Below are 22,842 nucleotides of genomic sequence, written 5' to 3' on the forward strand. Positions count from 1 at the left end.
GTCAACCTGGCCAACGCCGGCATCGGCTCGGCCTCGCACCTGTGCGGGCTGATCTTCCAGAGCGAGATCAAGGCCGAGATGACCACCGTGCCCTACAAGGGCACCGCACCGGCCATCGCTGACCTGCTGGGCGGCCAGGTGGACCTGCTGTGCGACCAGACCACCAACACCACCAGCCAGATCGAGGCCAAGAAGGTCAAGGCCTATGCCGTGACCACGCCCAAGCGCCTGAGCACGCCGGCCCTCAAGGACATCCCCACGCTCGATGAGTCGGGGCTGAAGAACTTCCAGGTGACGATCTGGCACGGGCTGTACGCGCCCAAGGGCACGCCCGCGCCGGTGCTCAAGAAGCTCAACGATGCGTTGAAGGTGGCGCTCAAGGACGCGGACTTCATCAGGAAGCAGGAGGGCCTGGGCGCGGTGGTGGTCAACGACAAGCGCGTGGAGCCGGCCGAGCACAAGAAGTTCGTGCAGGCCGAAGTCGCCCGGTTCGGCCCCGTCATCAAGGCCGCGGGCGCCTACGCGGACTGAAAGAAGCGCCCCATCGAAGGCCCCGCCGCCACGGCCCTGCGCCGCGGCGGGCAGGGTCCGCCGCGCGATGGCATGGAGCCTGCATGCCACAATGAATCGGAACTCGCAAAGGCGCGGCGATGAGCAAGGACTGGTGGCGCGGCGCGGTGATCTACCAGATCTACCCGCGCAGCTTCATGGACAGCAACGGGGACGGCATTGGCGACCTGCCGGGCATCACGGCCCGGCTGGACCATGTGGCGGCCCTGGGGGTGGAAGCGGTCTGGATCTCGCCCTTCTTCCGCTCGCCGATGAAGGACTTCGGCTACGACGTGGCCGACTACCGCGACGTGGACCCGATCTTCGGCACGCTGGCCGACTTCGACGCCCTGCTGGCACGGGCGCACGCGCTGGGCCTGAAGATCATCATCGACCAGGTGCTCTCGCACACCTCCGACCAGCATGCCTGGTTCCGCGAGAGCCGCGCCAGCCGCGACAACCCCAGGGCCGACTGGTACGTGTGGGCCGACCCGCGGCCCGACGGCACACCGCCCAACAACTGGCTCTCGGTCTTCGGCGGCAGCGCCTGGCAGTGGGACTCGCGCCGGCGCCAGTACTACCTGCACAGCTTCCTGACCGAGCAGCCCGACCTGAACTTCCATTGCCCCGCCGTGCAGGACGCCCTGCTGGGCGAGGTGCGCTTCTGGTGCGAGCGCGGCGTGGACGGCTTTCGCTTCGACGCCTGCAACCACCAGTTCCACGACCGGCAGCTGCGCGACAACCCGCCCGCAGCGCTGGCGGAGATCGACGGCGTGAGCACGGTGCGCCCGGACAACCCCTACGCCATGCAGCGCCACCTGTTCGACAAGAGCCAGAGCGAGAACCTGGCTTTTCTGGAACGCCTGCGCGGCCTGCTCGACGAATTCGGCGCCGCGGCGCTGGGCGAGGTGGGCGACGAGAACGCGCCGCCCGTGATGGCCCAGTACACCGAGGCCGGCCGGCGCCTGCACATGGCCTACAGCTTTTCGCTGCTGACCAGCGAGCGCAGCGCGCGCCACCTGCGCGGGCAGGTGCAGGCGCTCGAGGAGGCGCTGGCCGCCACCGGCGGCTGGGGCTGCTGGGCGGTGTCGAACCACGACGTGCCGCGCGTGGCCTCGCGCTGGAGCCAGGGCGGCGCCAGCGACGCCGCGCGCGACCGGCTCTGGCTGGCCCTGTTGCTGAGCCTGCGCGGCAGCGCCTGCCTGTACCAGGGCGAGGAGCTGGGCCTGCCCGAGGCCGACGTGCCCTTCGAATTGCTGCAGGACCCGTACGGCCGCGCCTTCTGGCCCGAGTTCAAGGGCCGCGACGGCTGCCGCACGCCCATGCCCTGGCAGACCGACGGGCTGCACGGCGGCTTTTCCACCGGCGCCAGCGCGCCGCCCTGGCTGCCCATGTTCGCGCAGCACCTGCCGCTGGCCGTGGATGCGCAGTCGGCCGATGCGCAATCGATGCTGGCCTACAGCCGCGCGCTGATCCACTGGCGCCGCAGCCAGCCGCTGCTGCGCACCGGCGCGCTGCGCTTCGTCGATGCGCCCGAGCCGCTGCTGCACCTCGTGCGCGAAGACGAACAGGGCCAAGGCTCGCAGTTGCACGCGGTCTTCAACCTGTCGGACCAGCCCCAGACCTGCCTGCTGCCCCGGGCGCTGCAGGCGGCGCCTGCCAACCCATGCACCGGCGCCAGCCTTGCTGTTGTTGCGCAACCGCAGGGACAGCTGCTGCAACTGGCGCCCTGGGGCGTGTTCTTTGGCACGGCTGAACACAAGGAGTAAGGTCCCCCCATGCCCACCCGCCTGCCCGAATCCGAGCTGCTCGCGCTGATGCGGGCCGAACATCCCGATCCCTTTGGCGTGCTGGGCCCGCATGAGACGAATGAAGGCCTGTGCGTGCGGGCCCTGCTGCCCGGCGCGCAGGCCGTGGGCGTGGTGCATGCGGGCTCGGGCGATCCGCTGGCCATGCTGCAGCGCCAGGGCGATTCGGCCCTGTTCACGGCGCTGGTGCCGGCCGCGCCCGCGCGCCTGGGCTACCGGCTGCACGTGCACTGGGACAGCCACACCCAGCTGCTGGAAGACCCCTACCGCTTTGGACCCATGCTGGGCGACACCGACGTCTGGCTGCTGGCCGAAGGCACCCACCTGCGCCCCTGGGAACAACTGGGCGCCCACCCCACCCAGGTGCTGGGCGTGCGCGGCACGCGCTTTGCCGTGTGGGCGCCCAACGCGCGGCGCGTGTCGGTGGTGGGCACCTTCAACAACTGGGACGGGCGCCGCCACATGATGCGGCTGCGCCGCGAGTGCGGCGTGTGGGAGATGTTCGTGCCCCATGTGGGCGTGGGCGACGCCTACGAATTCGAAGTGCTGGCCAGCGACGCCAAGGTGCTGCGCAAGGCCGACCCCTATGCCCGCAGCACCCACCTGCGCCCCGCCACCGCCTGCGTGGTGCAGCCGCTGCCCGAGCCCGTGGCGCTGCCGCGCGAACGCGCCGCAGCCAATGCGCGCGAGGCGCCGATCAGCATCTACGAAGTCCACCTGGGCTCGTGGCGGCGCAAGAACGGCTTTGAATGGCTGAGCTACCGCGAGCTGGCCGACACGCTGGTGCCCTATGCCAAGGAGATGGGCTTCACGCACCTGGAACTGCTGCCCGTCACCGAGCACCCCTTCGATGGCTCCTGGGGCTACCAGCCCGTCGGCCTGTATGCGCCCACCTCGCGCTTTGGCACGCCGCAGGACTTTCGCCACTTCGTGCAGGCCGCGCACGCGGCGGGCCTGGGCGTGATCCTGGACTGGGTGCCCGCGCACTTTCCCACCGATGCGCATGGGCTGGCGCGCTTCGACGGCACGGCGCTGTACGAGTACGCCGACCCGCGCGAGGGCTTTCACAACGACTGGAACACGCTGATCTTCAACTGGTCGCGCACCGAAGTGCGCAACTACCTGGTGGGCAACGCGCTGTACTGGCTGGAGCGCTACGGCATCGACGGGCTGCGCGTGGACGCGGTGGCCTCGATGCTCTACCGCGACTACAGCCGCGCGCCGGGCCAGTGGGTGCCCAACGCGCAGGGCGGGCGCGAGAACCTCGAAGCCATCGACTTCCTGCGGCGCATGAACCGCACGGTGGGCACCGAGCGGCCCGGCGCCATCACCATCGCTGAGGAATCGACCAGCTTCCCGGCCGTGACGCAGCCGCCCGGCGAGCACGGCGGCGGTGGCCTGGGCTTCCACTACAAATGGAACATGGGCTGGATGAACGACACGCTGGAATACGCGCGGCTCGATCCGCTCTACCGCCAGCACCATCACCGCGCCATCACCTTCGGCCTGATGTATGCGCATTCCGAGAACTTCGTGCTGCCCTTCTCGCACGACGAAGTGGTGCACGGCAAGGGCTCCATGCTGGGCAAGATGCCCGGCGACGAATGGCAGAAGTTCGCCGGCCTGCGCAACCTCTACGCCTACCAGTGGGCCTACCCGGGCAAGAAGCTGCTGTTCATGGGCAGCGAGTTCGGCCAGCGCGCCGAATGGAACCACGACCGCGGGCTGGACTGGCACCTGCTGGAACATGCCCCGCACGAAGGGCTGCGCCGGCTGGTGCGCGACCTCAACAACGTCTACCGCCACTTTCCCGCGCTGTACGAGCAGGACTGCGAGCAGGCCGGCTTCCAGTGGCTGGTGCATGACGACGTGCAGCAGTCGGTCTTCGCCTTCGTGCGCTGGGCCAAAGACGGCGCCTGCGTGGTCGCGGTGTGCAACTTCACGCCCGTGGCGCGCCACGGCTATCGCCTGGGCCTGCCCGCAGCCGGCGCCTGGCGCGAGATCATCAACACCGACCAGGCCGTCTACGGCGGCTCGGGCGTGGGCAACGGCCTGGCCAACACCGAGCCCGAGCCCTGGCACGGGCAGATGCAGTCGGCCGTGATCACCGTGCCGCCGCTGGCCACGGTGATGTGGGTGCGGGCCTGAGCACGATGCTGCTCAGCGAAGCGAAGGCGCCGGTGGCGAAGACTTCGTCTTAAGGACAGACCATGATGGATGACAACGATTGGCGCCTCCACGGAGTCGTCAGCGTGGAAAAGATTGCTGAGAACGCTTCGGGCGACAACAGCCAAAGCGCGGTCGTCGTCGATCCCATTCGATTGGACAAACAACGGACTCTGGCGTTTCCAATTCCGAATGCGACAGCGATGATGCTCAATACATCCAGAAAAACATTTCAGGATGCACAAGGTCTGCTCCAACGCGAATCACTGCGTTTCGCCCCGCGGGGCTTCGTAACATTCGAGACAAACGCTGAGGCAATTAACTTCGCGGAACTGATGACCGTGAGCGTCATCTCTGCACATACGTCACTGGAGTGCTTTGCTAACGAATGGATAGCTCCGTGGCTGACGTACAAGCATCGCCGGAAGCAAGAGGACGTACCAAAAGTCCTGAACAAGGAAGCCATGGAGCGAATGCTGACTTTGCAAGAAAAGTTCAGCACGATCCTTCCCTCCGTTTTCAGGGTGAAGAGCCCGAAGGGCACCACCGCTTGGGAGCATTTTGTTGAGCTTGTTAGGTTGCGAGACCGCTTGGTGCATATGAAACAAGCTGATAGGCAGCCGAAGGAGATCGGCACCGATACGATTTGGACGGCACTGTTTCGCACCCGCGCGCCTTACGCCTCAGCAAAGCAAATGATCGATTGGTTCATGTCGAGCGCACCCTATGTACCAGGGCTGGTATTCAACAATCTGCAGCCAGTACGTCCACGTTGGCATGTTGAGTGGAAAGATGGTTCTTGAAAATGATGGGCTGGTGCGTGAGGCCCGGAACAAGATTGCGACGCTCCCACTGCGTGAAGGCGTTCCTTGTCCGCTTGACACGACAACCACAGCGGAAAGAGCGTGTGGCATGACCAGCGCGGCACGGCGCCCATTGCGTGACGGCGGTCTGTTGCACCGGCAACGCGCACACAACCGCACCTATTGCTTGCTGGCCGATGCGCAGCACCGACCTGGCAACGGTGAGGTCCCTCCGCACTGGATGAGATCGCCAGCACCCAGACCACAGCAGGGAAATATGGCTGCCAAGCAGCACGGGGGGATTGAATGAATCCCCCCGTGCTCATGTTGAACTCCCCCCGAGTTGCGCGCCCCGGTCCAAAGTGCAGTAGCCAAACCCCGGCAGGCCGAAGTACGCGCTTTCATCCTGGCGCTGTGTGCTCTGCTGCCTTACACGATGCCGCATCTGTTCCACGCGCTGAGGGACCGCGTCGCATGCGGCATCCTCAAAGAACCCGATTGAAAGCCTCAGGCGCGGAGTGCCGATGCTGAACGAGGGCCACCCCTACCCCCTGGGCGCCACGCTGCTGCCCGACGGCGGCGGCGTCAACTTCGCGCTGGCCGCGCCGACGGCCGAGGCGGTGGAGCTGTGCCTCTTCGATGCCACCGGCCGCAGCGAGCAGCAGCGGCTGCGCCTGGGTCACTGCACCGACGGCGTGTGGCACGGCTTGCTGCCCTCGGCGCGCGAAGGGCTGGTCTATGGCTGGCGCGTGCACGGGCCCTGGTCGCCGCACGAAGGGCTGCGCTTCAATGCGGCCAAGCTGCTGCTGGACCCGCATGCGCGCGAGGTGGTGGGCGTGTACGGCGGCCAGGACATCTTCATGGGCCACGTGCCCGGCCAGCCGCAGTTGCGCGATGCGCGCGACAACGGCGCGCTGGCGCTCAAGGCGCGCGTGTGCGGGCCGCTGCCGGATGCCGGCGTGCCCCGCCCGCGCGTGGCGGCCGCCGATCGCGTGCTGTACGAAGCCCACGTGCGCAGCCAGACGCGGCTGCACCCGGACGTGCCCGAGGCGCTGCGCGGCAGCTACGCGGGGCTGGCGCAGCCGGCCGTGCTCGATCACCTGCAGCGCCTGGGCGTGACCACGCTGAGCCTGATGCCCGTGCAGCACCGCGCCGACGAGGACCGGCTGCAGAAGCTGGGCCTGGCCAATCACTGGGGCTACAGCCCCATCGGCTGGATGGCGCCCGAGGCGCGGTACTGGAGCGGGCGCCCCGGCAGCTCGCCGCGCAGCGAGTTCCGCGCGCTGGCCGATGCACTGCATGCGCGCGGCATGGAGCTGGTGATCGACGTGGTCTTCAACCACAGCGCGGAGACCGACGAGCTGGGCCCCACGCTGTCGCTGCGCGGGATCGACAGCGCGCTGTACTACCGCCTGCGCGCCGACGATGCCTCGCTCTACGAGAACTGGAGCGGCTGCGGCAACTGCCTCGATTTCTCGCAGCCGCGCGTGGTGCAACTGGCCATGGACAGCCTGCGCGCCTGGGTCACGGAGCTGGGCGTGGACGGCTTTCGCTTCGACCTCGCGCCCGTGCTCGGGCGCGGCGCGGGCGGCGGCTTCGATGCGCGCGCGCCCTTCTTCGCGGCCTGCGCCCAAGACCCGGTGCTCTCGCAGGCCCTGCTGATCGCCGAGCCATGGGACATCGGCCCGGGCGGCTACCAGCTGGGCGCCTTTGCGCCGGGCTGGCTCGAATGGAACGACCGCTTCCGCGACACGCAGCGTGCCTTCTGGCTGCATGCAGGCAGCGCCGAAGGCACGACGCGCGGCGCCCTGGCCCACCGGCTGCTGGCCAGCAGCGCCGAGTTCCGCCACGACGCGCGCGCGCCCACGGCCAGCGTCAACTTCATCTGCGCCCATGACGGCTTCACCTTGGCCGACCTGCTGAGCCACGACCGTCGGCACAACGAGGCCAACGGCGAACAGGGCCGCGACGGCCACAGCCACAACCTGAGCGCCAACCAGGGCGTCGAAGGCCCCACCGACGACCCGGCCGTGCAGGCGCGCCGACGCACCAAGGCGCGCGCGCTGCTGGCCGCGCTGATGCTGTCGCAGGGCACGCCCATGCTGCTGGCCGGCGACGAGCTGGGCCACAGCCAGGGCGGCAACAACAACGCCTACTGCCAGGACAACGCCACCACCTGGCTCGACTGGGCGCGGGCCGATGAATCACTGGCCGCCTATGTGGGCCGGCTGGCCGCGCTGCGGCGGGCCGCCGCACCCCTGCGCCACAGCCGCTGGTGGTCCGCGACGGCCGCGCCCGGCGAAGACGCCGTGCACTGGCTGCAGCCCGGGGGCGGCCCGCTCACGCCCGCCGACTGGGAAGACCCGCTGCAGGGCGCGATGGCGGTGCTGTTCGAACCCGCCAGCGCCCGCACGGCCGCACAGCGCTGGCTGCTGCTGATCAACGCCGGCGCCACGGCCTGCCGCTTCGTCCTGCCGCCCGGGGCATGGGATTTGCATCTGGCCAGCGACGCCATGGACGGCGACGCCATGCAGCAGGCCCCGGCGCCCCGTGCAACCGATCTGCAAGTGCCCGCGTCCAGCCTGTGGCTGCTGTCATCGAGCCGGACCGCGGCGGCATGACACTGGGAAACAAAGGTGCCGGCAGGCGAAACAAGAACTTAAGGAGGCTCTCATGGAACAGACCCTAGAAACACACCAGCTGGTCAGGCGAAGCATTGCGCTGGTGCTGGCCGGCGGACGCGGCTCGCGCCTGAAGCAGCTGACCGACCGGCGCGCCAAGCCCGCCGTGTACTTCGGCGGCAAGTTCCGCATCATCGACTTCGCGCTGTCCAACTGCATCAACTCCGGCATCCGGCGCATCGCGGTGGTCACGCAGTACAAGTCGCACTCGCTGATGCGGCATCTGCAAAGCGGCTGGAACTTCCTTCGCGCCGAGATGGGCGAGATGGTCGAGGCGCTGCCGGCCCAGCAGCGCGTGAGCGAGGAGCACTGGTACCGCGGCACGGCCGACGCCGTGTTCCAGAACATGGACATCATCCATTCGCGCTCGCACCGGGCCGACTACGTGGTGGTGCTGGCCGGCGACCACATCTACAAGATGGACTACTCGCTGATGCTGCGCGACCACGTGGCCCACCATGCGGGCAAGGGCGGCGGCTGCACCGTGGGCTGCATCGAGGTGCCGCGCATGGAGGCGACGGCCTTCGGCGTGATGGCCGTCAGCGCGGACCGCCGGGTGACCGCCTTCATCGAAAAGCCGGCCGACCCGCCGGCCATGCCCGGCAGGCCCGACCAGGCGCTGGCCAGCATGGGCATCTACATCTTCGACGCCGACTACCTGTACCGCCTGCTGGAGGAGGACGCCGACCAGCCGGGCTCCAGCCACGACTTCGGCAAGGACATCATCCCGCGCGCCGTCGCCGAAGGCCGCGCGCTGGCGCATCCGTTCAGCCTGTCGTGCGTCAGCCGCGTGGCCGGCGCCGAGCCCTACTGGCGCGACGTGGGCACGATTGATGCATTCTGGTCGGCCAACCTCGACCTGGCTTCGGTCACGCCGGAGCTGGACATCTACGACAACGAGTGGCCCATATGGACCTACCAGCGTCAATTGCCGCCGGCCAAGTTCGTGCCCGACCGCGACGGCAACCCGGGCCAGGCGGTGAACGTCATCACCTCCGGCGGCTGCATCGTCTCGGGCTCGGGCGTGCGCAGCTCGGTGCTGTTCTCGGGCGTGCGCGTGCACTCCTTCTGCGACATCCAGGAGGCGGTGATCCTGCCCGACGTGGTGATCGGCCGCGGCGCGCGGCTGAAGAAGGTGGTGATCGACCGGGCCTGCGAGATTCCGGAGGGCCTGGTGGTGGGCGAGGACGCCGTGCTCGACGCCAAGCGCTTCGAGCGCACCGAAGGCGGCGTGGTGCTGATCACGCGCGCCATGCTGGCCCGCCTGGCGCGAGAAGGCGGCGTGGCCTGATGCGCATCCTGCAGGTCGCGGCCGAGATCTTCCCGCTGCTCAAGACCGGCGGGCTGGCCGACATCGTGGGCGCGCTGCCGCCCGCGCTCAGCGCCGCGGGCGAGGACGTGCGCGTGCTGCTGCCGGGCTTTCCGGCCATCCGCGCGGGCGTGCGCGAGGCCGCGCCCGTGGCCCGGCTGCAGGCACCCTGGGGCGAGGAGGCCCAGCTGCTGCTGGCACACATCGCACCGGACGGCCAGCAGCGGCGCATCACGGTCTACCTGATCGACGCGCCGGGCCTGTACGAACGCCCGGGCAACCCGTATGAGGATCCGCAGCGCCAGCCCTACGGCGACAACCACCGCCGGTTCGCCCTGCTGGGCTGGGTCGCGATGCGGCTGGCCCAGGGGCTGGATGCGCAGTGGCAGCCCGAACTCGTGCATGCGCACGACTGGCATGCGGGCCTGGCGCCGGCCTACCTGCGCTTTCATGCGCCGCAGGTCAAAAGCCTGTTCACCGTCCACAACCTGGCCTACCAGGGCCTGTTCCAGCCCTGGAACTTCCCCGAGCTGGGCCTGCCGGCCCAGGCCTTCCAGCTCGAGGGGCTGGAGTTCCACGGCCAGCTGTCGTTCATGAAGGCGGGCCTGTTCTACGCCGACCGGATCAGCACCGTGAGCCCCACTTACGCGCGCGAGATCCAGACACCCGCGCAGGGCCAGGGCCTGGACGGCCTGGTGCGCGCGCGCGCCGACGCGCTGCACGGCATCCTCAATGCCGTGGACGAGGCCGTGTGGAGCCCGGCCACCGACGCCTTGCTGCCCAACCCCTACCAGTTGCCCGAAGGCCGGGCCATGGCCGGCAAGGCCGCCTGCAAGGCCGCCCTGCAGGCCGAACTGGGCCTGGCGAGCGATGCGCAGGCGCCGCTGTTCATCGTGGTGAGCCGGCTCAGCGAACAGAAGGGCCTGCATCTGGTGCTCGAAGCCCTGGACACGCTGCTGGCCGGCGGCGGCCAGCTGGCGCTGCTGGGCAGCGGCGATGCCTGGCTTGAAGAAGCCTTCGGCGCCGCCGCGGCCGAACAGCCCGAGCGCGTGGCCGTGCGCATCGGCTACGACGAAGCGCTGGCGCATCGGCTCTTTGGCGCGGGGGACGTGGTGCTGGTGCCCTCGCGCTTCGAGCCCTGCGGCCTGACCCAGATGTACGGCCTGCGCTATGGCGCACTGCCGCTGGTCCACCGCGTGGGCGGCCTGGCCGACACCGTGACCGACAGCGCGCTGGAGAACCTGGCCGATGGCACGGCCAACGGCTTCGTCTTCGACCGCTTCGATGCCGATGACCTGCGCCGTGCATTGCGCCGCGCCTTCGCGCTGCGCGCACGGCCCACCGAATGGCGCCGCGTGCGCACCACCGGCATGCGCCGGCCCGCGGGCTGGGCGCAGGCCGCGGCCCAGTACGTCGCGCTCTACCGCCAGGCCCTGCAGGTGGCCTGAGAAGTCCGCCCCACCCCAAGCCCTTGCATCCACCATGACACCCGCCGCCTTCGAATACGACCATCCCGACCGCGACGTTGCCGCCTTCAAGCGCGCCGTGGCCAACAAGCTCATGTACGCCGTCGGCAAGGACCCGGTGGCCGCCAGCCAGGACGACTGGCTGCACGCCACCGCGCTGGCGGTGCGCGACCAGTTGGTGGAGCGCTGGATGCACACCACGCGCGCCAACTACGCGCAGGACAGCAAGCGCGTGTACTACCTCTCGGCCGAGTTCCTGATCGGCCGCACCTTCACCAATGCCCTGCTGGCGCTGGACCTGCACGACACGGTGAAGGCCGCGCTGGCCGACTTCGACATCGACATGAGCGCGCTGGCCGAGCGCGAGCCCGACGCGGCCCTGGGCAATGGCGGCCTGGGCCGGCTGGCGGCCTGCTTCCTCGATTCGATGGCCACGCTGGGCGTGCCGGGCATGGGCTACGGCATCCGCTACGAATACGGCATGTTTCGCCAGCGCATCATCGGCGGCCAGCAGGTGGAAACGCCCGACTACTGGCTCACGCGCGGCAACCCCTGGGAGTTCCAGCGGCCCGAGGTGCAGTACCGCGTGCGCTTCGGCGGCCATGTGGAAGGGCATTCGCCGGGCGGCTCGGCCCGCTGGGTGGGCACGCACGACGTGCTGGCCATGGCCTACGACACCATCATCCCCGGCTACGGCACGCAGGCCACCAACACGCTGCGCCTGTGGTCGGCCCGCGCCACCGAAGAGATCGACCTGTCGGCCTTCAACAAGGGCAACTACTTCGCGGCGGTGGAGAGCAAGAACCACTCCGAGAACGTCTCGCGCGTGCTCTACCCCGACGACTCCACGGCCTCGGGCAAGGAGCTGCGGCTGCACCAGGAATATTTCTTCTGCAGCGCCAGCGTGCAGGACCTGCTGCGCCGCTACCTGCGCAACCACAAGGGCTTCGACCAGCTGCCCGAGAAGGTCAGCATCCACCTCAACGACACGCATCCCGTGCTGGCCGTGCCCGAGCTGATGCGCCTGCTGCTGGACGAGCATGGCCTGGCCTGGGACCAGGCCTGGGCGCTGACGCAGAAGGTGTTCAGCTACACCAACCACACGCTGATGCACGAGGCGCTGGAGACCTGGCCCGTGGAGATGCTGGGCCGCGTGCTGCCGCGGCACCTGCAGATCATCTTCGACATGAACGCGCGCTTCCTGACCGAAGTGGCCGACCGGGCCGGCCACGACAACGAGCTGATGCGCCGGCTCTCGCTGGTGGACGAAAGCGGCGAGCGGCGCGTGCGCATGGCCTACGTGGCGGTGCTGGCCAGCCATTCGATCAACGGCGTGTCGGCCCTGCACTCGGAGCTGATGAAGCAGTCCATCTTCGCGGACTTCAACAGGATCTTTCCCCAGCGCTTCAACAACAAGACCAACGGCGTCACGCCCCGGCGCTGGCTGGCGCAGGCCAATCCGCCGCTGGCTGCGCTGCTGGACACGCGCATCGGCAAGGGCTGGCGGCGCGACCTGTCGCAGCTCGAAGCGCTGCGCCCCATGGCCGCGCAACCGGCCTTCGTGCGCGCCTTCCGGCATGCCAAGCGCGAGAACAAGCTGCGCCTGGCCAACTGGGTGGAGCAGCACATGAACGGCCTGGTGCTGGACACCGACGCCATGTTCGACGTGCAGGTCAAGCGCATCCACGAGTACAAGCGCCAGCTCCTGAACGTGCTGCACGTCGTCACGCGCTGGCACCGCATCCTGGACGAACCCAATGGCGCGCATGTGCCGCGCGTGGTCGTCTTCGCGGGCAAGGCGGCCTCGGCCTATCACATGGCCAAGCAGGTGATCCGGCTGATCAACGACGTGGCGGCGGTGGTCAATGCCGACGCGCGCACCAACAAGCTGCTCAAGGTGGTGTTCCTGCCCAACTACTCGGTCAGCCTGGCCGAGATCATCATGCCGGCGGCCGACCTGTCGGAGCAGATCTCCACGGCCGGCACCGAGGCCTCGGGCACGGGCAACATGAAGTTCGCGCTCAATGGCGCGCTGACCATCGGCACGCTGGACGGCGCCAACGTCGAGATGAAGGAAAACGTCGGCGACGACAACATCTTCATCTTCGGCAACACCACGCCGCAGGTGGCCGACATCCGCGCCAAGGGCTACCAGCCGCGCGCGATCTACGAAGGCAATGCCGAACTCAGGCGGGTGCTCGACGCCATCCAGTCGGGCCAGTTCTCACCCGGGGAGCCGGGCCGCTACCAGGCCATCTTCGACGCACTGGTGAACTGGGGCGACCACTACCTGCTGCTGGCCGATTACGAAAGCTACGTGGCGCGGCAGGCCGACGTGGACGCGCTGTACCGCGACCCGGAGGCCTGGACGCGCAAGGCCATCCTCAACGTGGCGGGCATGGGCAGCTTCTCGTCGGACCGCACCATCGCCGAGTACGCGCACCAGATCTGGCACGCCAAACCAGTGATGCTTTGATCAGGAGCCCGGGGCTTTGGCCTGCGCCTCGGCCACGAAGCCGATGCGCGTGAGCCCGGCCTCGTGCGCCAGGCCCATCAGATCGACCACGCGGCCATAGGGCACGCTGCGGTCGGCGCGCAATTGCAGTTCGGTGTCTGCATCTTTGGCTGCGGCAGCGCGCAGCCGCTCGGCCAGCGCGGCTTCGTCGGCCACGGCCTGGCCATCGACGAAAAGCTGGCCCTGCGCGTCGACACCGAGGCTCAGAAAGTGCGGCGCATCCAGCGGCTGCGCGGCGTTGCTGCGCGGCAGCTCCAGCTTGAGCGCACTGGCCATCAGCGGCGCGGCGATGATGAAGATCACCAGCAGCACGAGCATCACGTCCACCAGCGGCGTGACGTTGATTTCCGACAGCGGTCGCTGCGCGCCGCCGCCCATGGCGCGGCCACCGCTGCCGCCTGCCTGGCCGCCGAGTCCGCTGCGACCGAAAGCCATCTCAGTGGCGCCCGGCCGCCCGAAGGCACTGAGGCACCCCCTCGGGGGGCAGCGGACCTCGCGAAGCGGGGGAGCGTGGGGGCTGTTTCATCTCAGTGCCCTTGGCCCGGCGGCGCCGCGAAGTGGGCCAGCAGGTCGTGCGCGAAGCCCTCGAGCTCGGCTTCGATGCGGCCGATGACGCGGCCGAAGACGTTGTAGGCCAGCACGGCCGGAATGGCCACGGCCAGGCCGAAGGCCGTCATCACCAGCGCCTCGCCCACCGGGCCGGCCACCTTGTCGAGCGTGAAGCCCCCGGCCTGGGTGGCCATGCTGGCCAGCGCGCGATGAATGCCCCACACCGTGCCCAGCAGCCCCACGAAGGGGGCGGTGGCACCGATGGTGGCCAGCACGATCTGGCCCGCCTGCAGCCGGCGCAGCACGCCATGCAGCGCGTCGCGCAGCGCGCGCGTGAGCCGCGGCGCGAGCGGTGCGCGTGCGCCCAGCTGCGCCAGGCCGGGCTCGGGCAGCAGCTGCGCCGCGGCCTGCGCCAGCGGCTGCACGAAAGCCGCGCGGTCGAAGGCCGCACTGGCCTGTGCGGCGGCGCCCAGATCAGGCGCCTGCCAGAACGCGGCCACGGCCCGCAGCACGCCGCGCGCGCCGCTGCGCAGCAGCCAGGCCTTCCAGAGAATCACGACCCAGCTGGCAATCGACATGGCCAGCAGCAGCGCCGCCACGGCGCGGCCCACCGCGTCGCCCTGGGTCAGAAGTTCGAGCGCCGACATGTGCAAAGAACGGGTCGGCGAAAAGGCTCAGCGCAGATTCAGCACGTCGGCCATGTCGAACAGGCCCGTGCGCTTGTCTGCAAGAAAGCGCGCCGCACGCACGCTGCCCTGGGCATAGCCCGAGCGGTTGCTGGACTTGTGCGAGATCTCGATGCGCTCGCCCGTGCCGGCGAACAGCACGGTGTGGTCGCCCACGATGTCGCCGCCGCGAATGGTGGCGAAGCCGATGCTCGAGGGGTCGCGCTCGCCGGTCACGCCTTCGCGGGCGTAGACGGCGCAGTCCTTGAGGTCGCGGCCCAGCGCATCGGCAATCACCTCGCCCATCTTGAGCGCGGTGCCCGAGGGCGCGTCCACCTTGTGGCGGTGATGCGCCTCGATGATCTCGATGTCGTAGCCCGTGGACAGGGCCTTGGCCGCCATCTCCAGCAGCTTGAGCGTGACGTTCACGCCCACGCTCATGTTGGGCGCCATGACGATGGCGATGCGATCGGCAAAGCCGGCCACCTCGGCCTTCTGCGCCTCGCTGAAGCCCGTGGTGCCGATCACGGCCTGCACGCCCAGGTCGCGGCACACGGCCAGGTGCGCCAGCGTGCCTTCGGGGCGCGTGAAGTCGATCAGCACGTCGGCGCCCTGCAGGCCTGCGCGCAGATCGTCGGTGATCTGCACGCCGGTGTTCACGCCCAGGAAGGCGCCGGCGTCGGTGCCCAGCGCGGGGCTGCCCGGCACGTCCAGCGCACCGGCCAGCTTCAGGTCATCGGAATTCAGCACGGCCTCGATGAGCATGCGGCCCATGCGGCCGGAGGCTCCGGCGATGGCGATGCGGCGTGAACTGGAGGAGGACGAGGACTGGGACAACGCAGGCACCTTGGCAGAAAGACGACGCGGCGCACGAGGCTGCCGCCGATGGAAGATCAGGCCGGCCCGCGTTGCGGGCGGCGCCGCCCTTCACCCCAGGAAAGAGGGACTCAGCGGGACTCGAGCGGCGGGTAGCTCGGGGGCAGCGGCGCCAGCGAACGGCTGGCGTCGCCCTGCACCGGGGCATCGGCCTTGCCCTCATGTTTCTTGAGCTGGTCTTCGGTGGCTTCGAGCACGGGCACCTTGCCCGAGAACTGGCGCGCGTCCAGGCCGGCGACGAATTCCTCTTCGCTGGGCATGGTGTCGCCGTCGAAACGCTCCAGCGTCTCGCCGCTGAAGAACACCGTCAGGCGGCGCTGCTGGGGCTCCACGCCCTGGCGCTTGATGGTGAACACGTAGTCCCAGCGGTTGGCATGGAAGATGTCGGCCAGCAGCGGTGTGCCGAGCAGCTCGCGCACCTGCTGGCGCGACATGCCGGCGCGCAGCTGGTCGACCTGTTCCTTGGTGACGACGTTGCCCTGCACCACCTCGACCTTGTAGGGCGTGACGGCATGCAGCGCGCTGCGCATGCGCTCGTTGGTGTTGCTGCAGCCAGCCGCGACCACGCCCATCAACAAGGCTGCGGCCGACAGTGCCAGCCGGCGTCGGGAGGAAGCAAGCATGGGGAAAAGACCAGGCGATATGATCGGACGATTGTAGCGACTGGCCCTGCGCGGCCCTGTCGGACCGCCACCCAAACCCCTTCCAGGGGCCGGCCTGAAAGCAGGGTCGGCTTGCCCCGAGCCGCCTGGAACACCCGCATGTCAGCCGGAGCACAGCGCCCATGAGCAACATCGACAACCTCAAGAGTACCGGCCTCAAGGCCACCCTGCCGCGCCTGAAGATCCTGGAGATCTTCCAGAGCGGCGATCAGCGCCACATGACGGCCGAAGACGTGTTCCGCGTGCTGCTCAACGAGCATTCGGACATCGGCCTGGCCACGGTCTACCGCGTGCTGACGCAGTTCGAGCAGGCCGGCATCCTCGAGCGCAGCCACTTCGAGAGCGGCAAGGCCGTCTACGAGCTCAACGAAGGCCAGCACCACGACCACCTGGTGTGCACCTCCTGCGGGAAGGTCGAGGAGTTCTACGACGCCGAGATCGAGCGGCGCCAGCAGATGATCGCCAAGGACAAGGGCTGGACGCTGCAGGACCACGCCATGTCGCTGTACGGCCTGTGCGGCGATTGCCAGCAAAAGCGCTGAGCGTCAGGGCCCTCACGGCCCTGCCCATGAAAAAACCCGGCCATGCCTGCGCATGCCGGGTTTTTTTGTGGCGGCGCCAGGCCGCAGCAGGATCAGAACTTGTTGGCGGTGCCGGTGCCGGCGGCACGCACGTCAACCGGGTTCTGCAGGGTGGAGATCACCTTGCTGTCCACACGCGAGCCCGAGCTCACGTTCTGGTCGGGGGCGTGGGCGGTGCGCACGGCTTCAGCCTGCACCAGGGCGCGGTCGCGCGGGGCGGCGGGGGCGCTCAGCACCACCGACGAGGACGACACGTTCTGGTTCGGCGCCTGGGCGGCCTTCACGGCTTCGGCCTGGACTTCAGCACGGCTGCGGGCCGAGACGGTGTCGGTCACGCCCTGGTAGGTTTCGGCTTGGGCGCCGACCGCGGCGGCCAGGGACAGAGCGGCAACGGCGAGGATCTTCGAGGTCTTCATTTTTAAACTCCTGGTTGAGGTCAACGACTGCGATCGGAGAACAGGATGGCTTTTTCTTGTTCGTTTTCGGGTCTGCGTCATCGCTGGCCCGTGGAACGAATTGTGGGCGCCGATACTCGGTACAAACCCGCAGCTTTCGAATCACCGTGTTCCCAAAATCGAAACAATCGCTGCACTGACCTGCGAGCCTCATGGACAGCCTTGACCTGATACGCGCCTTTCGCGAAGTGGCCTTCCAGGGCAACTTCTCCCGCGCCGCCACGCGGCTGGGTATTTCCAAGGCCACGGCCAGCAAGTACGTGGCCGAGCTTGAAGCCCGCTTCGGCGTGCGCCTGCTCAACCGGTCCACGCGCTCGGTGAGCCTGACCGATGCGGGCGAGCTGCTGCTGGAGCGCAGCGCCCCGATGCTGGAGATGGTGGAGCTGACGCAGGCCGAACTGGCCGAGCGGGCCAACGAGCCGCGCGGGCGCCTGCGCATCGCCGCGCCGCACGCGATGGCCAGCGGCGAGCTGCCCACCCTGCTGGCGGAGTTCATGGGCTTCTACCCCGAAGTGATCGTCAGCCTGAGCCTGGCCAACAGCGTGGACCTGGCCGAGGACGGCATCGACGTGGAACTGCGCTTCGGCCCCATCGAGAACGACAACCTCATCGTGCGCAAGCTGCTGCAGGTGCCCATGGTGGTGTGCGCCTCGCCCATCTACTGGAAGAAGCACGGCAAGCCCACGCACCCCACACAGCTGCCGCAGCACGACGCGCTGACCTTGATCCGCGAGGGCGCGCACCCGGTCTGGCGCTTCGAGGACAAGGGCAAGCCCATCGATGTGCGCGTCAAGAGCCGCATGGAGGCCACCGAAGGCGCGCCGCTGGTGGAGGTGGCCCGGCATGGATTCGGCCTGATCTACGTGCCGGCCCTGGCCGTGCAGCCGCAGATCGACCATGGCGAGCTGGTGCCGGTGCTGCAGAAGTACGCGCGGCAGGACATGTGGGTCTCGGCCGCCTATCTGCAGCGACGCCACAACAGCGCCGCCCTGCGCGCGCTGCTGGACTACCTGCAGGACCGCGCCAAGCGCCGCGGCCGCTTCGCGGGCCAGCCGTTGCCGCCGCACCAGCCGCAGGCCGGGGCGGCGCCCGTCGCGGGCGGCTGACGCCGGTCAGCGCCGTGTTTCAGCGCCCGTGAACAGGGCCGGCGCCAGTCCGAACAGCGCCGCGGCATTGCCCCAGGCCAGTTGCTGCGCCAGCGAGGGCGGCAGCTCGCCCAGCCAGCGCCGGTAGCCCTGCATCAGGCCGTCGTAGTCCACCCAGCGCTGGTTGACCCAGGTGTCGGAGCCGATCATGAAGCGCGTGGGGTAGGCCTCGATCAGCGCGCGCCATTCGGGGCAAAGCCGCCCGCCGCGTGCGCGCGCCGGATACCGTTCGCCACCACTGCCCGCATTGGCGCCTGGGGCCTCGGGAAGCGGATCGCCCGCGCAGGTCAGCCCCGGCCGGTACGACAGCTCGCCCACCAGCCCCGGGTAGCGATCGAGCAGCTCGCGCACCCGCGCCACGGGCACGCCGCCGATGCCGGTGTGGGCCCAGATCAGGCGCAGCGCGCGCCCGCCCGAGGGCGTGTGCGCCATGAGCTTGTCCACCGCCACGTCGTCCACATGCGCCAGCACCGCCAGCTGCCGCTGTTCGGCCAGAGCCATGAGCTTGCGCGCCACCGGCCCGTCGGCATTGGCGCTGTCGTACAGGTGGAACTCGCCGATGCCGCGGTACGGCCCCGCGGCCGTGCCGCGCGCCAGCTCGGCCAGCACCATCTCGTGGATGCTCTCGTCGCGAAACCAGTTGGTGTAGTCGGCCCGGTTGCGATAGAGGCGGATGAAGGGCACGACGGTCACGCCGGCCTCGCGCGTTTCGCGCAGCGCCGCGAGGATGCGCGTGCCTTCGTTGGGCCGCGAGTTGCCCACGATGGCGCGCACGCCGTTGCGCTGCATGCGCGCCAGCGCTTCGGCCGGCGGGAAGGGTCCGGCGTTGCCGTTCCACGCCTCTTCGTTGTAGTGCAGGTGCGTGTCGAACAGGGGGCCCGCGTAGTCGGCGGCCTGCACGGGCGCGCCGAACGCCCAGGCCAGTGCGGCGATGGCCCAGGCACTGCGCAGGCGGCCGGCGGGCGTCATGCGGTCTCAGCCGACGTGCTTGCCGAAGAAAGCCAGCGTGCGCTCCCTGGCCGTGGCGGCGGCAGACGCTTCGTGGGAGCCGCGCTGGTCGCAATTGAAGCCGTGGTCGGCCGCGTAGACGTGGACCTGCACCTCGGGGTGGGCCTTCTCGAAGGCCTTGACCGATTCGAGCGGGATCCAGTGGTCGCGCTCGCCGAAGTGGGCCAGCACCGGCACCTTGGGCTGGCGCGCCGATTCTTCGGGCGTGGTCATGCCGCCGCCGTAGTAGGGCACCGCAGCGGCCAGGCCACTGAGTTCGCTGGCCGCGCGCCAGACCAGCAGGCCGCCCCAGCAGTAGCCCACGATGCCAACCTTGCCGGCCTTGGCCGCGTACTCGACGGCCGCCTGCAGGTCCTGCAGCACGCCGGGCGCGGGCAGGTCCTCCACCGCGGTCTTGAGCGCGAAGCCGGCCTTCATGTCCTCTTCGGTGTAGCCCAGCTCCACGCCGGGCTTGACGCGGTGGAAGGTGGACGGCGCCACCGCCAGGTAGCCGGCGGCGGCATAGCCGTCGGCCACCGAGCGGATGTGCGAGTTGACGCCGAAGATTTCCTGCACCACGACGATCGCGCCCTTGGGCGTGCCGGAGGGTTCGGCCACATAGGCAGGGAAGGTGAAGCCGTCCTTGGCGGTGAGGTCGATGAACTGGCCCATGAGTGAGTGCTCCTTGTGTGCTTGGATGAGATGAGAAAAAAAAGCGATGTGCGCCAGCGCCTCAGCGGGAGAGCGCGCGTTCGACGAAATCGAGCCGGTCCTGGCCCCAGAACATCTCGCCGTCCACCACGTAGGTGGGCGCGCCAAAGACATGGCTCGCGATGGCCTCCTGCGTGAAGGCCTCGTAGCGCTGCTGCACTTCGGGGCCTTGCGCGGCGTCGATCAGGCTTGTGGTGGGCAAGCCTTGTTCGGTCAGCAGCCCGCCCAGCACCGCGGCATCGGCAATGTCGCGCTCCTGCGCCCACACGGCCGCCATCGCGCGGCCCGCGAAGGCCAGCGCCTGCGGCGTGCCGTGCGCCGCCTCCACGGCCAGGATCAGCCGCGCCGCCGCGTTGCCATCGACCGGGAAAAAGCGCGGCTGCAGGTTCAACGGCAACTGCAGGTGCCTGGCGAAGCGCGCCAGCTCCACCAGCCGGTAAGCCTGGCGCTGCGGCGCGCGCTTGGCCAGCGGCAGCCCGCCCGAGACCGGGAAGACCTGGTTCAGGTCCATGGGCTTGAGGCGCACCGTGGCGCCGGCCGCCTCGGCCATGGCCACCAGCCGGGCATGGCCCAGGTAGGTCCAGGGGCTGTGGGGCGCAAAGAAGTAGTCGATGGTCGAGGTCAAGCGGATCTCCGTACAGGCGTCGACCACGGGGCCAACACAGGCGAGGGCCGATGGTTTAATGCCGGCCAGCGCGGCGCGCATCTGTGGGCGCGCCCGCGTCGGCCCCGGTTGTACCGCAGGCGCCGCATTCATGCAGGAGAAAGCTCTTGGATTCGCAAGTGCTCTTGATCACCGGCGACAGCCGTGGCATCGGCGCCGCCACGGCCCTGCGCGCGGCCCGCGCCGGCTATGCGCTGGCCATCAACTATGCGCGCCAGTCGCTGGCGGCCGACGAACTGGTGCGCCGCATCCGCGCCGAGGGCGGCACGGCCATCACGGTGCAGGCCGACGTGGGCGACGAGGCCCAGATCGAGGCCATGTTCCGCAAGGTGGACGCCAAGCTGGGCCGGCTGACGGCGCTGGTCAACAACGCAGGCATCGTCGATGTGCGCGCCGACGTGGCGCAGATGGACGCCGCGCGGCTGGAGCGCATGTTCCGCATCAACGTCACGGGCAGCTTTTTGTGCGCGCGCGAAGCGGTGCGCCGCATGAGCACGCACCACGGCGGCCAAGGCGGCGCGATCGTCAACGTGAGCAGCGCCGCCGCGCGCCTGGGCTCGCCAGGCCAGTACGTGGACTACGCGGCCAGCAAGGGGGCCATCGACACCTTCACCCTCGGCCTGGCCAAGGAGGTGGCGGGCCAGGGCATCCGCGTCAATGCCGTGCGGCCGGGGCTGATCGACACCGAGATCCATGCCTCGGGCGGCATGCCCACGCGCGCCTTCGACCTGGCCGGCAGCGTGCCGATGCAGCGCACGGGCTCGGCCGACGAAGTGGCGGCCGCCATCTGCTGGCTGCTCTCGCCCGATGCGAGCTACACCACGGGCGCGCTGCTCGACGTGGGCGGCGGACGCTGAGCGCGACATTGCAAGGAGCCGCCCCCATGGCCACCTCGATGGACCTCATCAAGCCGCTGGTCACGCTGGTGGCCATCGTCAACCCGCTGGGCATCGTGCCCTTCTTCATCCACTACACGCAGGGCTACACGGCCGGCCAGCGCATGCGCACGGCCAAGGTCTCGGCCTTCAGCGCCTTTGTGGTCATCGCCATCAGCGCCCTGATTGGCCAGCAGTTGCTGGGCTTCTTCGGCATTTCCATCGCGAGCTTCCAGGTCGGTGGCGGATTGCTGCTGCTGATCAGTTCGCTGTCGATGCTCAACGCCCAGCCGGCCGAGGCCAAGGCCAGCGCCGAGGAAGTGCGCGCCACCGAAGTGAAGGCCGCGATGGGCGCCTCCATCGCCGTGGTGCCGCTGACCATTCCGCTGCTCACCGGGCCGGCCACCATCTCCACCATGGTGATCTACGCCACCCAGACGCGCCACTGGTGGGAACTGGCGATGCTGATGGGCTATGGCGTGGTGGTGGCCGGCATCACGCTGCTGGCCTTCTCGCTGGCCGAGCCCATTGCGCGCGTGCTGGGCAAGACCGGCATCAACGTGATGACGCGGCTGATGGGGCTGATCCTCGCGGCGCTGGCCGTGGAAGTGATGGCCAATGGGCTGGGCAAGCTGTTTCCGATCCTGGAACGCAGCGTGCCTTGACGCAGACGCCGCAGGCTCAGCGCTGCGTCGCCACGACCCACTGCGCGATCTCCGCCAGCACCGCGTCACTCGCCGCCGTGAGCGCCTTCACGCCGCCCGGCGCATCGGCCGTGGGCGCGGGGCGCTGCACGGTGAAGCTGCGCTGGGCGAGCACGCGGTCGCCCGCGGGGCCGTTGCGCAGCAGGGTGGCGCGCAGGCGCAGCAGGCCGCTGCTTTGCTGCGGCGCTTCGAAGTAGTGGCTGAACTCGTCGAGCGAGATGCGCAGCACGTCGGGCACCCGGCCGTCCTGGCGCGCGATGGCGGCGGCCTCGTCGGGGCCCAGCACGGTGCGGCCCGTGGCCAGGGTCTCGCGCAGGCGCTGGCGCAGCAGCTGGGCCGGCGGCTGGCTCCAGCGCGCCTGGCTGTAGGCATGCAGCACCTGCGCATCCGCATAGCCCAGGCGGTACAGCAGCTGCGTGCTCTCGAGCCGGCCGCTGGCGTCGATGTCGGCCAGCACCAGCGCGGGCTGCTGGGCGCTTGACGCAACAGGCACGGCCTGCAGCGCGCCGGGGCCGAAGTCGTAGAGCGTGGCCCGCTGCGGCTTGTCGGGCAGCGCGCCGCAGGCGCTCATCAGCAGGGCCGCGCTGCCGGCCAGCAGCCAGCGGGATGCGAGGCGCGCGCGATGGCGCCGCGCGGGGAAGATGAAAGAGTGATGCATCGCAAAAAGCTCC

Annotated in this window: 21 protein-coding genes; 12 read left to right on the forward strand and 9 right to left on the reverse strand. The window is 69.3% G+C overall.

Going from position 1 to position 22,842, the window contains the following annotated elements:
* From PGB34_RS17780 to PGB34_RS17815, 8 genes are all read left to right on the forward strand, one after another.
* A partial coding sequence (locus PGB34_RS17780) for a tripartite tricarboxylate transporter substrate-binding protein (RefSeq protein ID WP_271429438.1) occupies positions 1-531 on the forward strand: 531 nt, incomplete at its 5' end.
* 119 nt (positions 532-650) lie between these two features.
* The gene (locus tag PGB34_RS17785; RefSeq protein ID WP_271429439.1) at positions 651-2,318 is read left to right on the forward strand and encodes an alpha-amylase family glycosyl hydrolase; all 1,668 of its coding nucleotides are present in this window, start codon (positions 651-653) and stop codon (positions 2,316-2,318) included.
* A 9-nt stretch (positions 2,319-2,327) separates the two neighbouring features.
* A complete protein-coding gene (gene glgB / locus PGB34_RS17790) occupies positions 2,328-4,505 on the forward strand; it encodes a 1,4-alpha-glucan branching protein GlgB (RefSeq protein ID WP_271429440.1) in 2,178 nt (725 codons plus the stop codon).
* Between the two features lie 62 nt (positions 4,506-4,567).
* Complete coding sequence (locus PGB34_RS17795) at positions 4,568-5,326, forward strand: GIY-YIG nuclease family protein (RefSeq protein ID WP_271429441.1); 759 nt, start codon at positions 4,568-4,570, stop codon at positions 5,324-5,326.
* 524 nt (positions 5,327-5,850) lie between these two features.
* A complete protein-coding gene (gene glgX / locus PGB34_RS17800) occupies positions 5,851-7,947 on the forward strand; it encodes a glycogen debranching protein GlgX (protein WP_271429442.1) in 2,097 nt (698 codons plus the stop codon).
* Positions 7,948-7,999: 52 nt separating this feature from the next.
* Entirely contained in the window at positions 8,000-9,298 is a 1,299-nt protein-coding gene (gene glgC, locus PGB34_RS17805) for a glucose-1-phosphate adenylyltransferase (protein ID WP_271429443.1), read from the forward strand.
* Entirely contained in the window at positions 9,298-10,764 is a 1,467-nt protein-coding gene (gene glgA / locus PGB34_RS17810; protein WP_271429444.1) for a glycogen synthase GlgA, read from the forward strand. The genes glgC and glgA overlap by 1 nt, the downstream gene beginning before the upstream one ends.
* A 34-nt stretch (positions 10,765-10,798) precedes the next feature.
* Positions 10,799-13,258, forward strand: coding sequence for a glycogen/starch/alpha-glucan phosphorylase (locus tag PGB34_RS17815; protein ID WP_271429445.1), 2,460 nt, complete (start codon positions 10,799-10,801; stop codon positions 13,256-13,258).
* Here PGB34_RS17815 and PGB34_RS17820 read toward each other — a convergent pair whose 3' ends face one another.
* The 4 genes from PGB34_RS17820 to PGB34_RS17835 all read right to left on the reverse strand — a co-directional run bounded on the left by PGB34_RS17820 (position 13,259) and on the right by PGB34_RS17835 (position 16,010).
* Positions 13,259-13,732, reverse strand: a complete 474-nt coding sequence (locus tag PGB34_RS17820) for an ExbD/TolR family protein (protein ID WP_271429446.1) — start codon at positions 13,730-13,732, stop codon at positions 13,259-13,261.
* Between the two features lie 92 nt (positions 13,733-13,824).
* Positions 13,825-14,493: a MotA/TolQ/ExbB proton channel family protein gene (locus tag PGB34_RS17825; RefSeq protein WP_271429447.1), complete on the reverse strand. Its 669-nt coding sequence runs from the start codon at positions 14,491-14,493 to the stop codon at positions 13,825-13,827.
* A 27-nt stretch (positions 14,494-14,520) separates the two neighbouring features.
* Complete coding sequence (gene dapB, locus PGB34_RS17830; RefSeq protein WP_271429448.1) at positions 14,521-15,348, reverse strand: 4-hydroxy-tetrahydrodipicolinate reductase; 828 nt, start codon at positions 15,346-15,348, stop codon at positions 14,521-14,523.
* A 110-nt stretch (positions 15,349-15,458) separates the two neighbouring features.
* Positions 15,459-16,010 carry an outer membrane protein assembly factor BamE gene (locus PGB34_RS17835; RefSeq protein WP_271429449.1) on the reverse strand — a complete coding sequence of 184 codons (552 nt, stop codon included), beginning with the start codon at positions 16,008-16,010 and terminating at the stop codon, positions 15,459-15,461.
* A gap of 161 nt (positions 16,011-16,171) precedes the next feature.
* Here PGB34_RS17835 and fur point away from each other — a divergent pair, with 161 nt between their 5' ends.
* Positions 16,172-16,591 carry a ferric iron uptake transcriptional regulator gene (gene fur, locus PGB34_RS17840; protein ID WP_271429450.1) on the forward strand — a complete coding sequence of 140 codons (420 nt, stop codon included), beginning with the start codon at positions 16,172-16,174 and terminating at the stop codon, positions 16,589-16,591.
* A 92-nt stretch (positions 16,592-16,683) separates the two neighbouring features.
* On the opposite strand, the gene PGB34_RS17845 is transcribed toward fur, so the two are convergent.
* Positions 16,684-17,046, reverse strand: coding sequence for a DUF4148 domain-containing protein (locus PGB34_RS17845; protein ID WP_271429451.1), 363 nt, complete (start codon positions 17,044-17,046; stop codon positions 16,684-16,686).
* Between the two features lie 191 nt (positions 17,047-17,237).
* On the opposite strand from PGB34_RS17845, the gene PGB34_RS17850 reads away from it, so the two are divergent.
* On the forward strand, positions 17,238-18,191 hold the full coding sequence (locus PGB34_RS17850) for a LysR family transcriptional regulator (protein ID WP_271429452.1): 954 nt from the start codon (positions 17,238-17,240) through the stop codon (positions 18,189-18,191).
* Positions 18,192-18,197: 6 nt separating this feature from the next.
* On the opposite strand, the gene PGB34_RS17855 is transcribed toward PGB34_RS17850, so the two are convergent.
* From PGB34_RS17855 to PGB34_RS17865, 3 genes are all read right to left on the reverse strand, one after another.
* A complete protein-coding gene (locus PGB34_RS17855; RefSeq protein WP_271429453.1) occupies positions 18,198-19,199 on the reverse strand; it encodes an amidohydrolase family protein in 1,002 nt (333 codons plus the stop codon).
* Between the two features lie 6 nt (positions 19,200-19,205).
* Positions 19,206-19,889 carry a dienelactone hydrolase family protein gene (locus tag PGB34_RS17860; RefSeq protein ID WP_271429454.1) on the reverse strand — a complete coding sequence of 228 codons (684 nt, stop codon included), beginning with the start codon at positions 19,887-19,889 and terminating at the stop codon, positions 19,206-19,208.
* Positions 19,890-19,950: 61 nt separating this feature from the next.
* A complete protein-coding gene (locus PGB34_RS17865) occupies positions 19,951-20,553 on the reverse strand; it encodes a 2-hydroxychromene-2-carboxylate isomerase (protein WP_271429455.1) in 603 nt (200 codons plus the stop codon).
* Positions 20,554-20,699: 146 nt separating this feature from the next.
* Between PGB34_RS17865 and PGB34_RS17870 the strand changes: the two genes are divergently transcribed.
* Positions 20,700-21,449, forward strand: a complete 750-nt coding sequence (locus PGB34_RS17870) for an SDR family oxidoreductase (protein WP_271429456.1) — start codon at positions 20,700-20,702, stop codon at positions 21,447-21,449.
* 26 nt (positions 21,450-21,475) lie between these two features.
* Positions 21,476-22,132: a MarC family protein gene (locus tag PGB34_RS17875; RefSeq protein WP_271429457.1), complete on the forward strand. Its 657-nt coding sequence runs from the start codon at positions 21,476-21,478 to the stop codon at positions 22,130-22,132.
* 16 nt (positions 22,133-22,148) lie between these two features.
* Here PGB34_RS17875 and PGB34_RS17880 read toward each other — a convergent pair whose 3' ends face one another.
* Complete coding sequence (locus PGB34_RS17880) at positions 22,149-22,829, reverse strand: ABC-type transport auxiliary lipoprotein family protein (protein ID WP_271429458.1); 681 nt, start codon at positions 22,827-22,829, stop codon at positions 22,149-22,151.
* Positions 22,830-22,842 lie beyond the last annotated feature (13 nt).

This window comes from Xenophilus arseniciresistens (genome assembly GCF_028023875.1).
Taxonomy (GTDB): Bacteria; Pseudomonadota; Gammaproteobacteria; order Burkholderiales; family Burkholderiaceae_C; genus Xenophilus; species Xenophilus arseniciresistens.